The organism is Lactococcus sp. UBA7128 (genome assembly GCF_002492185.1).
GTDB classification, from domain to species: Bacteria; Bacillota; Bacilli; order Lactobacillales; family Streptococcaceae; genus Lactococcus; species Lactococcus muris.
In genome coordinates, this window is record NZ_DKXK01000035.1 from 1 (window position 1) to 15,413 (window position 15,413).

At 37.7% G+C, this 15,413-nt stretch carries 11 protein-coding genes, 6 tRNA genes and 1 pseudogene; 14 read left to right on the forward strand and 4 right to left on the reverse strand.

The genetic code is table 11. The features are described 5' to 3' along the window. The first annotated feature begins 24 nt into the window (after positions 1-24). The 6 genes from B4H39_RS04310 (at position 25) to B4H39_RS04335 (ending at position 760) form a co-directional block, all read left to right on the forward strand. Positions 25-97 (forward strand) — tRNA-Asp (locus tag B4H39_RS04310). Between the two features lie 34 nt (positions 98-131). After that, positions 132-204 (forward strand) — tRNA-Lys (locus B4H39_RS04315). 46 nt (positions 205-250) lie between these two features. Then, positions 251-332: transfer RNA gene (locus B4H39_RS04320), tRNA-Leu, on the forward strand. Between the two features lie 12 nt (positions 333-344). After that, positions 345-417 (forward strand) — tRNA-Thr (locus tag B4H39_RS04325). A gap of 147 nt (positions 418-564) precedes the next feature. Further along, a tRNA-Gly gene (locus tag B4H39_RS04330) sits at positions 565-636 on the forward strand. Between the two features lie 38 nt (positions 637-674). Next, positions 675-760, forward strand: a tRNA-Leu gene (locus tag B4H39_RS04335). 128 nt (positions 761-888) lie between these two features. Here the strand turns inward: B4H39_RS04335 and B4H39_RS04340 are convergent. Beyond that, positions 889-1,068: pseudogene (locus B4H39_RS04340) on the reverse strand (transposase); the annotation flags it as partial. Between the two features lie 515 nt (positions 1,069-1,583). On the opposite strand from B4H39_RS04340, the gene B4H39_RS04345 reads away from it, so the two are divergent. From B4H39_RS04345 to B4H39_RS04355, 3 genes are all read left to right on the forward strand, one after another. Next, positions 1,584-2,069 (forward strand): competence protein, encoded by a 486-nt coding sequence (locus tag B4H39_RS04345; RefSeq protein WP_202230057.1) that lies wholly within the window; start codon positions 1,584-1,586, stop codon positions 2,067-2,069. A gap of 236 nt (positions 2,070-2,305) precedes the next feature. Then, a complete protein-coding gene (locus tag B4H39_RS04350; protein ID WP_202230001.1) occupies positions 2,306-3,502 on the forward strand; it encodes a phosphoglycerate kinase in 1,197 nt (398 codons plus the stop codon). Between the two features lie 265 nt (positions 3,503-3,767). Then, positions 3,768-4,937, forward strand: coding sequence for a class I SAM-dependent rRNA methyltransferase (locus B4H39_RS04355; RefSeq protein WP_251422401.1), 1,170 nt, complete (start codon positions 3,768-3,770; stop codon positions 4,935-4,937). Positions 4,938-5,135: 198 nt separating this feature from the next. Here B4H39_RS04355 and B4H39_RS04360 read toward each other — a convergent pair whose 3' ends face one another. Together B4H39_RS04360 and B4H39_RS04365 are read right to left on the reverse strand one after the other, a co-directional pair. After that, positions 5,136-6,170, reverse strand: a complete 1,035-nt coding sequence (locus B4H39_RS04360) for a YdcF family protein (protein ID WP_251422398.1) — start codon at positions 6,168-6,170, stop codon at positions 5,136-5,138. Positions 6,171-6,888: 718 nt separating this feature from the next. Continuing rightward, the gene (locus B4H39_RS04365) at positions 6,889-7,872 is read right to left on the reverse strand and encodes a hypothetical protein (RefSeq protein ID WP_251422394.1); all 984 of its coding nucleotides are present in this window, start codon (positions 7,870-7,872) and stop codon (positions 6,889-6,891) included. Between the two features lie 127 nt (positions 7,873-7,999). On the opposite strand from B4H39_RS04365, the gene B4H39_RS04370 reads away from it, so the two are divergent. From B4H39_RS04370 to B4H39_RS04390, 5 genes are all read left to right on the forward strand, one after another. Next, positions 8,000-9,394 (forward strand): FAD-dependent oxidoreductase, encoded by a 1,395-nt coding sequence (locus tag B4H39_RS04370; RefSeq protein WP_251422392.1) that lies wholly within the window; start codon positions 8,000-8,002, stop codon positions 9,392-9,394. A gap of 13 nt (positions 9,395-9,407) precedes the next feature. Further along, a complete protein-coding gene (locus tag B4H39_RS04375) occupies positions 9,408-10,688 on the forward strand; it encodes a citrate transporter (protein WP_251422389.1) in 1,281 nt (426 codons plus the stop codon). A gap of 102 nt (positions 10,689-10,790) precedes the next feature. Then, positions 10,791-12,923, forward strand: a complete 2,133-nt coding sequence (locus tag B4H39_RS04380; protein WP_251422386.1) for a hydantoinase/oxoprolinase family protein — start codon at positions 10,791-10,793, stop codon at positions 12,921-12,923. A gap of 25 nt (positions 12,924-12,948) precedes the next feature. Continuing rightward, positions 12,949-13,581: a hypothetical protein gene (locus B4H39_RS04385; RefSeq protein WP_251422383.1), complete on the forward strand. Its 633-nt coding sequence runs from the start codon at positions 12,949-12,951 to the stop codon at positions 13,579-13,581. 52 nt (positions 13,582-13,633) lie between these two features. After that, complete coding sequence (locus tag B4H39_RS04390; RefSeq protein ID WP_251422381.1) at positions 13,634-14,506, forward strand: ROK family protein; 873 nt, start codon at positions 13,634-13,636, stop codon at positions 14,504-14,506. A 38-nt stretch (positions 14,507-14,544) separates the two neighbouring features. Here the strand turns inward: B4H39_RS04390 and B4H39_RS04395 are convergent, their stop codons facing one another. After that, complete coding sequence (locus tag B4H39_RS04395) at positions 14,545-15,399, reverse strand: MurR/RpiR family transcriptional regulator (protein WP_202230010.1); 855 nt, start codon at positions 15,397-15,399, stop codon at positions 14,545-14,547. Positions 15,400-15,413: the final 14 nt, after the last annotated feature.

Genomic DNA, 15,413 nt, shown 5'->3' on the forward strand with positions numbered 1-15,413 from the left:
GGTTCGATCCCGTTAACTCCCATAGGTTCCGTAGTGTAGCGGTTATCACGTCGCCCTGTCACGGCGAAGATCGCGGGTTCGATTCCCGTCGGAACCGTTTCGAGTAGAGATACTTGAAAGGAAGAAGAGAAGACTCGTTAGCTCAGTTGGTAGAGCATTTGACTTTTAATCAAAGGGTCGCTGGTTCGAGCCCAGCACGGGTCATACTTTAGCCTAAGGTTGAAGTAGAGAGCGTTGTAGAACTTGTCAAGCGGATGTGGTGAAATTGGCAGACACGCTAGATTTAGGTTCTAGTGCTTTAGGGCGTGGGGGTTCAAGTCCCTTCATCCGCATTTCTTTTAATAGCCGACTTAGCTCAGTTGGTAGAGCATCTGATTTGTAATCAGAGGGTCGCGTGTTCGAATCATGTAGTCGGCATTGAATTATCTGCGTCGCAAGTTTGCTTGTGTAAGCCAGATAATTCAATGTAAGTAATCTTGTGATTGCGCAAGCAATCTGAACGCAGGGATAGGCAAAGCCTGACAAGGTTATTTACATTAGCACTGACAAGGTGCAAAGCAATCCGCGAACGTAGTTCAGGGGTAGAACACAACCTTGCCATGGTTGGGGTCGCGAGTTCGAATCTCGTCGTTCGCTTTGTTAGTTCTCCCTTTGTGGGAGATTTTCCATATTTTGCCGGGGTGGCGGAACTGGCAGACGCACAGGACTTAAAATCCTGCGAAGGGTAACCTTCGTACCGGTTCGAAACCGGTCCTCGGCATCACTCATACCAAGGGTTTAGTACTCTTGGTCTTTTTGTTTGTTTTAATGGTTCTGTTTACTCTGCGGTGGTAAACCGATAAAATGAGTTTAAAAACACGAGAAAGTCATCAAAAGCTGATGACTTTTTTAGTTACGCTTTGTGAGAATTTGTTGGAATAAAATCCGTTTTCTGAGGTGGTCAAATCGCCCAAAACCAAAGGCAATACGCTTGATGAGTTTACAGAGATTGTTCTTACCTTCGAGAGCGTCGTTGGAATAGGGCGAAATAAGACCTCGTGAAATGCTCTGCTTGTGTTTAAGCAGATGAGGTTTTTTTGGGGGTATCGAAGGACTACTAAACGCTATTAGTAGAGTGATTTAGTATTTGATAGAGCCTTAAAAATTTTGGAAGGGAGAAACTTAGTGATCCCTTCTTAGCTACTAGTTATACTGGGAGAAATATTCCTCATATTTTTGTTTAATTTAGATTTATACTGATATTTTTTAACAGCTAAAAGATACTTGATTGGTAGTGGAGCTGTTTATGTAGCACTGCTGATAAATGTCAGATAATTTCTATAGATTACTTTACTATGAAAATAGAGAGCCGTATATGCTAGTTTTTTTGTCAAGATGTCAGTTTACAATCTGGAACTTAAAAAATGTCGAGATTTTCTATTATGTTTTAGAAATTTAAGAAATAAAAATAATTTGATAATCATTTTTACGCGAAGCTATGGTATTCTACTGTTAGGAGTAGAGATAAAAAAGAGGGAGGAAATTTATCATATAGTTAGTGATTAAAAGGTATTTGAGAATTAGAGAGGAGATGGAGGCAGATGCTGAATAATAACTTGGATAAGGAACAGTTGGAAGAAATATTTCATTCGGTTCAACATATTGTATGGAAGAACAGTCATTTAATTAAGATAAATCTTTGGACAATGGATGATTATCGACAGGAAGGACGTTTGGTTCTCTATAAATTGCTTGAGGATGGTGTGACTCATGAAAAACTATATTGTCATTTTAAAGTACGGTATAAACAAAGACTAATAGATATAAAAAGAAGAGAGCGAGCGTTTAAGCGGGGTTTTGACTGTGGGAGTGGTCTGGATATATACGAGTGTTCAGATGCCTTGGAAGGTAAAGCTGACACTCCTGAACACATGTTGATTTCAGCAACTCTGCTCGAAGAGGTTCTTCAACGTTTGAGTTTGAGATATCGTAAGTTACTGAAAAACCATCTGTCAGGCGGCGAATTACATAGGATGGAAAAGTATCGTTTAAAAGAGAAAATAAAGCAAATATTATATGAAAAAGAATAACCTTTGCGACAAGCCTGATAAACTTAGGAACGTAATTTTTGATGAAAATAAATTATTTTAATGAAGGTAAGCAAGCTTTTACGGTTTTAGAATAAAATAACACTAGAGTCACCGTTTCATTCTCATAATTTTTTGTGCATTTATCGTGCCAGATAAAGCTTGTAAAGAAAGTTTTGCCTAAATTGTGATATAATTACTTTATTAGTGAATAAAAAAATATAGGAGATTTCCAGAAAATGGCAAAATTGACTGTTAAAGATGTAGATCTTAAAGGTAAAAAAGTTCTTATTCGTGTGGACTTTAATGTCCCACTTAAAGACGGTGTAATTACTAATGATAACCGTATTACTGCAGCTCTTCCAACAATCAAGTATGTACTTGAACAAGGCGGACGTGCAATCCTCTTTTCACACCTCGGTCGTGTTAAAGAAGAAGCAGACAAGGCCGGAAAATCTCTTGCTCCAGTGGCAGCAGCTTTGAGTGAAAAATTGGGCAAAGAAGTTGTCTTCCCAGGTACTACACGCGGTGCTGAGTTGGAAGCTGCTATCGCTGAATTGAAAGATGGCGATATCTTGCTTGTTGAAAATACTCGTTTTGAAGACGTTGACGGTAAGAAAGAATCTAAAAATGATCCTGAACTTGGTAAGTACTGGGCTTCGCTTGGAGATGGTATCTTTGTAAATGATGCATTTGGTACTGCTCACCGTGCACATGCTTCAAACGTAGGTATTTCTGCAAACGTTGATAAAGCAGTAGCCGGTTTCTTGCTTGAAAATGAGATTGCCTATATTCAAGATGCTGTTGAAAATCCAGTTCGTCCATTTGTAGCAATCCTCGGTGGTTCAAAAGTTTCAGATAAAATCGGTGTTATTGAAAACTTGCTTGGTAAAGCAGATAAAGTTATCATCGGTGGTGGTATGGCTTATACATTCTTCAAAGCACAAGGCATCGAAATTGGTGATTCTTTGGTTGAAGAAGATAAGCTTGACTTGGCCAAAGAATTGCTCGAAAAAGCAGACGGTAAACTTATCTTGCCAGTAGACTCAAAAGAAGCTAACGCTTTTGCTGGTTATACTGAAGTAAAAGATACTGAAGGTGAAGCAGTTGATCCAGGTTTCCTCGGTCTTGATGCCGGTCCTAAGTCAGTAAAACGTTTTGCTGAAGAACTTAAAGGAGCTAAAACTGTTGTTTGGAATGGTCCTATGGGTGTCTTTGAAAACCCTGACTTCCAAGCTGGTACTATCGGTGTAATGGATGCAATCATCGCGCAACCAGGCGTGAAATCAATTATCGGTGGTGGTGACTCAGCAGCAGCAGCAATCAACCTCGGTCGTGCAGATAAATTCTCATGGATTTCTACAGGTGGTGGAGCTTCTATGGAACTTCTTGAAGGGAAGGTTCTTCCAGGACTTGCTGCTCTCACAGATAAATAATCCCATGAAAAAATAGCCCCTGATCTTGTCAGACCATGGCTGAAGTCCTTTGACTTCGGCTTTTTTCTATAGTCGAATGATGAATGAAGAGAGGGATACCGGTGAATAAAGTGAGATTATAAATTTCCTGTGCCTTAGTTTAAAATAAATACATTAATAAATTAAATAAAATCGGATTTTGATCTGAATGTAGTGAATATTGTATTATGTAAATGGGCGGCCTTTAAATTGAGGGATGAACGACTTTTTTTGATACAATAATATCATGAAGAAAATCACAGTAAAAAAACAGGCAGCAATAAAACTTCGTCGTACTTTTCCGTTAATTGTTGCGGATGATTTGAAGTTTCTTCCAAAAGAAGATTCTTTTGTTGACTTTGTTGATGAGAAGGAAAACTTTTTGGGGAGAGGATACTTATCCAAGCAAAATAAGGGGGCAGGCTGGGTCTTAACCCAAGCACAAGAGGACATCAATCAAAGTTTTTATAAAAGAAAGTTTGAGAATGCCAAAAATGACCGACTTTCTTTTTTTCAAGATGAGTTGACAACAGCATTTCGCTTATTTAATGGTGAAGGTGATGGTTTAGGCGGGGTAACTGTCGATTATTATGCAGGTTATGCTGTCTTTAGTTGGTACAATGCTTTTATTTATGCACAAAGTTCAGATATTATCGCTGCTTTTCAGTCCGTTTACCCAGAAATTAAAGGAGCTTATGAGAAAATTCGCTTTGAGGGGCTGCACTTTGAGAGTCGTTTTCTCTATGGTCAAGCAGCTCCAGGGCCTTTAGCGGTAAAGGAAAATGGTGTTACTTATGCAACTTATCTGAATGAGGGCTTAATGACCGGTATTTTCTTGGATCAGAAAAATGTTCGAGGAGCTTTGGCAAATGGTTTAGCTGTGGGTAAGACACTTCTTAATATGTTCAGTTACACGGGTGCTTTTTCTGTAGCAGCTGCCTTTGGTGGGGCTAGCCAAACAACCTCAGTGGATCTAGCAAAGCGTTCTTTGGACAAAACACGTGAACAGTTTGAAATGAATGGTATTGCCCCAGAAACTCAAAAAATATATGTCATGGATGTCTTTAACTACTTTAGCTATGCCAAGAAAAAGGAGTTGTGCTATGACATTGTTGTCTTGGATCCACCAAGTTTTGCACGAAATAAGAAAAAGACCTTTTCTGTTGCTAAAAATTATGGAGAACTGGTTCAGCAATCTGTGGACATCTTGAATAATAATGGCCTTTTGATTGCTTCTACAAATGCTGCGAATGTCAGTCGGAAAAAGTTTAAAAAAATGGTTCAAGAGTCTTTGGAAGATAAAGGTGTAAGTTACGTTATTTTTCAAGAGGAACACTTGCCTTCAGATTTTAAGGTGTCTCAAACGTTTCCAGAAGGTGACTATCTTAAGGTCTTATTTATCCAGATAAAAAAATAAAATTTGAAAGTGGCTGGGCCGACGGCCTTGAAAATGAAAAATGCTTAACCATATGCATAAGAATGCAGAGATTAAGCATTTTTTTGATACGTTTTGAGTAAAATCGGTTAAAGTCTACTTTTGTCTCAAAAAGGAAATATATCAGTGGCCAATGCCGTACTGATACTAATCTCTCTTTTCTTAAAGTTTAGGGTTATATTATATAGGCAAGAAACTGCTTACTATAATCAAGAAAATCAGAAGAACAAGCCCAATAACCCAAAATTTATTGTGGGAGAGTAGTGCGGCATATTCACGAATGAGTGCTGTTGGTAAGAAATAGAAGGCAGTTGGAGCACCAACACCTTCCGCCTTAAGATGGACCCTCCGAGCATATAAACGTGCTCGAAGTACATGATAGTTATTCGTTGAAAAAATAATAACAGGATGCCGTTTATTATATTCAGAATGGTGTTGCCAATCCTCCTCAATAAGACGCTTTGAGAAAAGCATGTTTTCATAAGTTGTTGTTGACTGGTCTTCCATGATAATATTTTCTTCAGGAATATTTTGAGACAGGAGATATTTTTTCATAGCAAATGCTTCGGAAACGGGCTCATCATCACCTTGCCCACCACTGACAATAAATTTAGAAGCAGTATTTTTATAAAAATACTCAATTCCCTTGTCTAAACGACTTTTTAAAAGCGGCGGAACCTCTTCGCTAGAAATTCCTGATCCAAGGACGATAATGCAGTCAATTTGTTTTTTTACTGGGAACATCTGATACATCCAAGAATAAAGCAAGTAGGCCATGAAGATGAAAGTAAGGGTTAAATCAAGCAGCAAGAAGAATATTAAAATAATGCTGAGAAATAAAGGAACATTTATAAGCCCTGATACCAATACTAAGAAGAGAGGGAAGCTGACAATGAGATTCAGTCCTAAAGCAGCAGAAAGTTTGGCAGTCAGACTTTTTCCTTCTCTGGTCCGCATCGTTTGTGAGTTTAGGATGAGATAAATACAAAGAGCTAAAAAAACCAAAGGAATGAGAAAATAAAATATTCCCAGAGAAATCGTGGAGCCGTGAGTCGTTTTCTCATCAAGAAATGCTAGTCCCAAGAGCAGAAGGGTAAAGAAAGAGAGCATTAGACCTGCAGCTAAAAGTAGTCCACCTATGATGCTTCGATCTTTAAATCTTATAAGCAGATAACCTATGGCAGCAATGACTAGAAAGAACATTAAATAAAACATTATATCCTCCAATAACTAAGTCCAGTATAACATGTTTACAAGCTTTGAAACTAGAATTTTGTATTGTTTTAAACATCTTGAAAAAATTTACCACGGACCTGCAAATAGTTACAAAATTTTATGACGTAACTGTCTTAAAAGTGCTTGGAAAAGGTATTTTCTTTGACTTAATGAGAATAAAATGAAGGGAAGGAAACAAAATAGATCTACTTGTGGATGATTGCAAGTAAAAGATGAGAGTACCAGACATCAGCTTTCAAAAATGGACATATAATATTCAGACGAGGACAAAAAAGAAAAGCACCCGTCTACTGTGCTTTTTAAGGTATAAGAAACATTGATAAGTTATTTATGCAGCTGCCTTTATGCTTGATAAGGCATCTAACAAAAATGTTTTAAAAATCTCAGTATATAAGTCGGGGCTACTGGAAAGGAGTTGGGGCAAAAGTCGGTTTTTGATCAGTTTTAGCAAAAATAGAAAAAACAAAAATGCTCAATCAGGGCATTATCTGCCGAAATTTAGCGTTTTTTTCATTATTTTGGACTTTTGCCCCAGCCTCTTTTTATACGACATATAGATATAATTCTATTTTTATTGCACAATATATTGTGTTTTAAAAAATATGTAAAGTTTTTCAGCAGACTCATATAAGTCTGGGATTTTTTTCTTTTAAAATATTTTATATTTTTTCTAAATAAACAATTGGGCATGTCTTATTTAAATCAAGTTACAACTGTTCCCATCCATCTTTTTATCCTTTAAATTCAAGAAACTATAGGTAGTTTCGGAAAAATATTCTTCACCAGCTTTAAGCATAACTTTTTCTAAGTTATTAGCTGGGTATTGTGTTTCAAAAGTAATTCCAGAATATTTTGGTTTATTCTCGAAATGTATTTGTGGCTGATTCAAGGTAAATACGACAGCTGCAGGTAATGTGGTATTTATTTTAACAGCTCGTCCACTTTGAGGATGACTGATTATCCCTATTTTTTTCTTGTCTAATGAAAAAGTAGTGTCTAAACCATCAAAAGTGCTTAAATTTTTTAATGATTTTCCATCTAAATCTGAAAAATCAAGTATATCATCCTTTGTGATTTTGGAACTGCCGATAATTACTTTTTCTGTATTTTCTACAAAATATTGATTGCTTGAGAGATAAAGAGTGTGACTTTCAACAGTCTCTTGATTGTTTCCGCTCAAATTAAAATAGATATGATTGGTTGGGTTGAAATGAGTCTTTTTGGTCGCAGTAGCCGATATAGTCATTTTTAGCTGCAAATGCTGATTGATAGAATAAATGACCTTTACTTTCAAATGGTTTTCAAGATCGTTTAAAGTAAAGATAAGCTGGGTTTCATCTGGTAATTCATCAATTTCAAAGTCCCAAATTTTCTTATCGTATCCAGTATTTCCACCATGGAAATGATAAGGTGGTCTGTTTACTTCGAGAGAGGTATCATTAATTTCATAGCGACCAGCTAAAGGACCAATGATACTCCCTGAAAAAGTTCTGTTTTTTATCCAGTACTGTCGTGAATGAGGGGCTAGTGTTATATTTTCCAAATTACCCATACAATCTGAAAATTTTATTTCAAAGATAGAGGCACCGAGACTTGCAAAAGTTATTTCAAATTTATCACGGATATTAAACGTGATAAAATCAATGCTTTCTTTTGTTTTCTCTACAGAATAATTAATCATATTTTTACTCCTTTTTTATAATCATAACATATTATTGAATTTTATTTTCATAAAGATTGACACATTTTGAAAGAAATGCTATTATATAAAATGTAAGCGCTAACGAAAAAGCAAGGAGTAAATGATAATGAAAACAAATTATGATGTGATCGTTACAGGTGGTGGCATGTCTGGTGCCTTCGCTGCGATTGCAAGTGCACGAAATGGAGCTAAAACGCTGATTATTGAGCAGTATGGCTATTTCGGAGGTTCTTTAACAGCAAATGGTGTCGGCCCTATGATGACTTTTTTTGCAGGAGAAAAGCAGGTTATAAAAGGTTTGGGTGAAGAGATGGTCCAGCGCATGGTCGAAAAGGGTTACTCGCCAGGTCATGTGCTTGATTCTACCAATTATATTTCGTATTTAACACCATTTTCAGCAGAAGGTTTGAAAATTGTTTTGGATGAAATGGCGCAGGAAGCAGGATGTGATATTCTGTTTCACACTAATCTTGTGTCTGTTGAAAAAACGAACAGTAAAATTTCGTCTATTACTGTATTAAACAAAGATGGACTGACAAACTTGACAGCAAAATACTTCATTGATGCAACTGGGGATGCGGATTTAGCAACTGAGGCGGGAGTTCCATTCCAACTGGGGCGTGAATCTGACCAAGCGATGCAGCCGATGACGATGAATCTTAAAGTTTATGGTGTGGACACACAAGAGCTTAAGAACACGGTTCTGAAAGATCCAGAGAAATTCCCACGGCTCAACCGAAATCTTAATGTAATGAAAAATACGGAAATCCTTTCATTTATTGGTTTTGATGAGGAGTTTAAAAAAGCCAAAAAAGAAGGACGTCTCAGTATCCCCCGTGAAGATATTTTATTTTTTGAAACAAATGTCCCTGGTGAATTCATTATTAATACAACACGTATTATCAACGAAAGTGGTGTCTCCGCAGAAAGTTTGACCCGCGCAGAGATGCTCGGCAGAAGGCAATGTGCAGAGTTATTTAAGTTTTTAGTTGAAGATATTCCTGGATTCAGAAATGCGAAGATAGTATACACAGGACCAAGTATTGGTATCCGTGGTACACGTCAAATTAAAGGTGTTTATACGCTGACTAATAAAGACGTCCTGGAAAGAACGGATTTTAAAACACATATTGCTCATTCGGGTTACCCCATTGATATTCATAACCCTAAAGGTGAAGGAACAGTTTCAGTTCATAGTGCACAGAGTGAAGAAATAGAGCATGAGAAGTTTGATGCAAGTACTTTTGATAGCTATTACAAAATCCCATATGAAATCATGATTACTAACGAGTTAGAAAATCTCATAGTAACAGGACGCTGTGTTTCTGCTTCCTTTGAAGCGCAGGCAGCGATTCGTACGACACCAACAATGACTGCGCTCGGACAAGCAGCTGGTCTTGCTTCTGTCCTGGCTTTGAAAGAAAATCAGTCTGTTAAAGAAGTCGATGTCTCGGCATTACAAGATATACTTATTGCACAAAAAGCTTATATTGAAAAATAAAAAGGAATAAAAAATGGAAACTTTACAGTTAATCGGAATTATAGTTGTTTTCCTCGGCGCAGTAGCCCTGATGATGACACGCAAGTTGCCAACAATCTTGGCACTTCCAATCATGGCAATCTTAATCTCTGTTATTGCAGGTGTACCTTTTATGTCAGAGGACCCAGAGAAATTTACCTTGGTTAAGGGTGTTCTTGAAGATGGTTCAATGCGTATGGCCACAGCTATTTCAGGCTTGATTTTTGGATCACTTTTCGGAAAAATATTGACAAAAATTGGTGTTACCGAGCTGATTATCAAAAAAGCTGCAGAGATGGCTGGTGATAAAGCATTACCGCTTGCTCTCTCTTTCTTAGCCGTAGCGTCAGTTATTTTTACAGCCTCTAACGGGCTTGGAATGGTCATTTTGGTTGGAACAATCATTATCCCAATCATGATATCTGCGGGTCTTTCTCCCATGATTTCTAGCATCATTCTTCTTTTGGCCAATGGTATTGGGGTAACTTTCTCAGTCTCTACTCTTGCGGTATATATTGATGTGCTTGGTCTCCCCCTTGAAACGGTGACATCTTATTCTTGGATGGTGGGACTTCCCTTGATTATCATGTCTATTATCATGGTGGTTTACTTTGTAAAATTTAACGGAAAACGTAGAAAAGCTTGGGCGATGCCCGCGAATAAAGGGCGCAACAATAACGTGCGCTCAATTGCTCTAATTGCTCCAATCGTACCAGTTGTTTTAGTTTTTGCTTTCAATGTGCCACTTGTAGCAGCTATTATTACAGGTATTCTTGCTGCTTTATTATTAAGTACTCCGAAGAATCTAATTCATGTTGTATCCTCAGCATTTGTCGAAGGGATTCAGGATATTGCTGGAGCAGCAGGCTTGATGATAGGTATTGGTATGTTGCTGAATGCCGTCATGTCAGTAGAGGTTTCAACCATCTTGGATGGCGCAATTGAGGCTATCATTCCTAACGGTCCAATCATGTTTGTTGTAGTCTTCGGTTTGCTTGCTCCGCTTGCAATTTATCGTGGTCCATTAAATGTTTGGGGTCTTGGTTCAGGAATTGTTTCCTTACTTGTTGCTGGTGGTATGAACCCAGTTATGGCAATGGTTGCTTTGCGCTTGAATTCTAACGTACAAGCAGTATGTGATCCTACAAACTCACATAATGTCTGGGTGTCAGATTTCACAAAAACAGATGTTAATGATGTGTTGAAGAAAACGATTCCTTGGATTTGGATTTCAACAGTTATTGGTTTGATTGCTTCAACTTTCTACTTGTTTTAATACTTAATGCGAGGTGGGAGTAAACGCTCATCTCAAGTATTTTATTTGCTGGCAAATTTGTCAGAATGTTACTAGATTTTAGAAAAGAGAAAAATAAAGAAAATGGGAAAAAAGGTAAGAATTGGTATTGACGTTGGAGGAACCTTTACTGATGCAGTAGCGATTGATAATGACAGTTATGAGGTCATTGCCAAAGTTAAAATTCCAACCACTCACTCAGAAGGTGTGGCAAAAGGAATTGTGAACATTATCGATAAAATCTTGACAGAAAATAATATTGCGCCGTCCGATGTAACTTTCATCGCTCATGGGACAACTCAAGCAACAAATGCACTTTTGGAAGGCGATGTTGCGAAGGTCGGTATTATAGGCATGGGAACGGGTATGGATGCGCGATCTGCCAGGAAAGAAACCGCAGTTGGTGATATTGAGCTGGCACCGAACAAGTTTCTAAGCTCAGAGCATACATTTATTGATTCTTCGAAATTAGATGATTTGGCTATTGAGACATCAATTAAAGAGTTTATGAGTAAAGATGCGCAAGTTATCGTTGCTTCTGAAGCTTACTCCGTAGATGATCCTGAAAATGAAGAGCTGGTTATCAAACAAGCGCAGGAAAAAGGTTTGTATGCGACAGGTGGACATGAAATTTCACAGCTTTATGGTTTAAAAATGCGTACACGTACGGCGGTTGTCAACGCTTCGCTCATTCCTAAGATGATGCAAACGGCGAATATGACTGAAGATGCAGTATTGAAAACCAATATCCAATCTAACTTGATGATTATGCGCTGTGATGGTGGCGTTATGTCAATTAATGAAGTGCGCCAACGGCCTATTTTGACAATGTTGTCTGGTCTTGCTGCAGGGGTTGCGGGGGCACTGATGTATGAAAAGGTATCAGATGGTATTTTCTTTGAAGTAGGCGGAACCTCTGTTGACATTTCTGTAATCAAAAACGGAAAAGTAATGATTAAATATGCGCAAGTCGGGGGACACAAGACTTACCTTCGTTCACTAGATGTTCGGACATTAGCAGTTGCAGGTGGCTCAATGATTCGTGCTAATGATGGCAAAATTATTGATGTCGGACCACGCTCTGCTCACATCGCGGGGCTTGATTATGAAAACTTTACAGAGAAAGAAAATCTACTTAATCCTGAAATCGCGTTTGTTTCACCACGTGAAGGTGATCCTAGCGAGTATGTGATTATTAAAGGTGAGAGCGGAAAACAATATTCATACACTCTTGCAGGTGCAGCTAACTTACTTGGATATGTTCCGGATGGTGACTACGCTCAAGGTAATACAGAAGCGAACAAATACGCATGGGAAGCTCTAGGTAATTATCTGAAAATGACTGCAGAAGATGCCGCACGCGAAGTTATTCGTTTGGCCATTGATAAGTTAGAGCCAGTTATTGATGACTTGATTGCTGAGTATGAGTTGGATAAGAATTTTATCACCCTTGTTGGAGGAGGAGGCTCTGGAGCGATTGTTGTTCCTGCCCTTGCTGAGCGCTATGCTATGAAGTGGAAATTAGCGCAAAATGCACCATATATCTCAACTATCGGGGTTGCCTTAGCTATGGTACGCGAGCAGATTGAACGCTCAATTGTTAATCCTACAGAAAAAGATATCAAGAAAATACGCGCTGAAGTTATTGAAAAAATTGTTCAGTCAGGAGCGAATGAAGAAACTGTAGATGTCAATATCGAAATTGATACACAAAGAAATATTGTTCGTGCCGTTGCTACAGGAGCAACCGAATTGCGCCAAAAAAATCTTGGAGCCGAAGAAGTAACAGAAGAAGAATTAAAGAAGTTAACTGCTGAAGCGCTTTCTGTTGATGCATCTACTGTTGAAAGAAAAGCTCAGATTGGTCGCTGGAACTTGATGAATTCCTTAGTTATAAAGAAAAAACTTTTCTTTAAGAGCAAGCAAAACAATATCTGTGTCATTGATCGCGAAGGTGTAGTACGCTTTAAGCAGAGTAATGCCCACTCTTTTGTTTTCAAGAAAAATCAAGCGGATTCAGATTTCTTACAGTTTGTTGATGAACATACGATTTATTCTGATGCCAATGCGACCATTCCGAAAGTTTATATATTTTATAAGGAAAAAATGTTAGACTTGACAGGAATGCAGACCATTGAGCAGTTGACATCAATCTTGGATGTTGAAACAGAAAATTTGAACGATACAGAAGAATTAATCGCGGTTGCTTACAAATAACTAATTTTTAGGAGAAGCGTATAAGATGAATTACAGATTTTCAGATGAATTTTTAGCCTACTTGGAATTGAAACAAGATATGCTTTTTCATAAAATACCTGACAAAAAGATTTCATATTATATTTCTTCATCCTTGGAGAAAGGCAAGGCACTAGCTCAGAAGTATCAGGGGAACACTCTGGAGGATTTATTTAAAAAGCTAGATATCTTGGTAACTCCAGCAAAAAGCGAGGGTTCATTTTATAAAGTGAAGTTTCGCGCTCAGTTTGAGGTTGATGCAAAGGGAAACAAGGAGATTGTGATTTACAATCGTTCTATACAAGATCTGGCGGATAAAAACGATGTGACTTTCGAGGGAATGAAAAAAATTGTGCTAGCCCATGAACTTTTTCATTTTTTGGAAGAAACACTTGATGAAAGTGTTTCTGAAAACCTTGAAAGCATTGAGTCCTTTAAGTTTTTAGGCTTGTCTAGAAAGGCAAAAATATCGCGTGCTAGTGAAATAGCAGCTAATGCTTTTTCCAAAACATTTTTGAAGCTAAACTATTTGCCAAATTACTATGATTACCAATACATTTTAAAGACAAATCAGATGAAAGAAAATGAACTTGAAGAAGAGTATCAGAATTTTGAAAGGGTTCTCAAAATGAATAATTAAAAAATCGTGTGTCAGATACACGATTTTTTAAAACTAGAGTAAGGAGACATATATGAAATTATTAGGAAGCATTGAAGCTGGTGGGACAAAGTTTGTTTGCTCTGTAGCAAATTTTGACTTTGAAATTATTAAAAGCATACAATTACCAACGACGAGCCCAGAAGAAACTTTGACAGCAGTGATAAAATTTTTTGAGAAATATGAACTGACAGCCTTAGCAGTAGGTTCTTTTGGACCAATTGATATTCAAGAAGATTCTGAACGCTACGGATTTATTACCAGTACCCCGAAATTAGGGTGGAAAAATACGGATATAGTTGGACCTCTCAAATCAGCATTGAAAGTACCGGTTGTTTGGACAACAGATGTGAATAGCTCTGCTTATGGCGAAAAGATGTTTGGCAATGGTCAGGGCACACATTCTATAGTCTACTTTACCATCGGTACAGGTATAGGCGGAGGCTCTGTTCAAGGTAATCAGTTTATTGGGGGCATTTCTCATGCTGAGATGGGACACGCAATTGTCGAACGGCATGAAAAAGATCGTGATTTTTTAGGAGTTTGTCCGTTTCACGGTAATCGCTGCCTTGAGGGCTTGGCGAGTGGTCCATCGATTAAAGCACGAACTGGCAGGAGTGGAGAAGACTTGCCGGTAGACCATGAAGTCTTTGACTTAATCGCTTATTATGCTGGGCAAATTGCTTACAATACTTATGTTAATTTGGCGCCTGAGCGGATTATTTTTGGTGGCTCAGTTTTACAATCGATAGATATGACTAAGGTTCGTAAATATTTTAATGAATTTAATAATGGATATGTTCAAACATCTGATTTGGATGACTTGATTCAAATTAGTGGTGTAGCAGATAACGGTTCAGCAACCTTTGGAAACTTTGCTTTGGCCTTAGAGGCACTGAAAAAATAAAAAAACTGGAGTTGTAAATCCCAGCTCTATTACATGTCTTACCATTCGTATCGCGATGAATCCGCGGCTTGGAAAGAATTGATGATTGTATCACTACTTAGTTTTCTTTGGCGCAGTGCACGATTATCACGAAGTATTGTCGCATATATGATATCAAAAATGAGTGAGATCATAGGTGTGTTTGAAAGAGTCAGGCTGTTATTGGCCATGACATGATCAGGCGTAATCATCTTAATATCAATCAAATTATCAATTTTTGGATTATCATTTGAAGACAGTAGCATTGTTTTGATATTATTCTTTTTAACGTTTGCCAAGAAGGGAATGATATCTTTGGTCACAATAGATGGAACTACTGCTATGAGCAAAGAATCGCTAGTCATATTGCTAATGGAAAGTTGGGCCTCTAATGGTTCTTTCAAGTGAGTGACTTCTAAACCAATTTGCCTTAGTTTGAAGGCAAACTCATCACAGATAAAGGAAGTGGGATAAATTGATATCAAGAAGATTTTTCTAGACAGAACAATTGTAGCAGCAGCCTCTTCAATGGTTTTTTCGTCAAGCAGGGCACAGGTGTTGACAGCCATTTTTTGGTAATCAGCAGTGATATACTCAAGTAAATTGGAGTCATCAATGTCCTCTTGGTTAAGTTTTTCAAACTGAGTTGTAGATTGTGCAAGCGCAATTTTGAACTTATTGAAACCTTTGAACCCGATTTTTTTGCAAAAACGATTGATGCTAGCCTCGGAAGTATTGATTTTTTTTGCTAGTGTAGTAATTGTATTGGCAATAACAAAATCGGGATGTTCAGTTACAAATTGGCTGATTTCGTACTCACTAGTTGTAAATGTAGATTCTAGTGATTTAATTTTTAATAAGACTGCAGATTGCATAGTAAGGTCCTTCT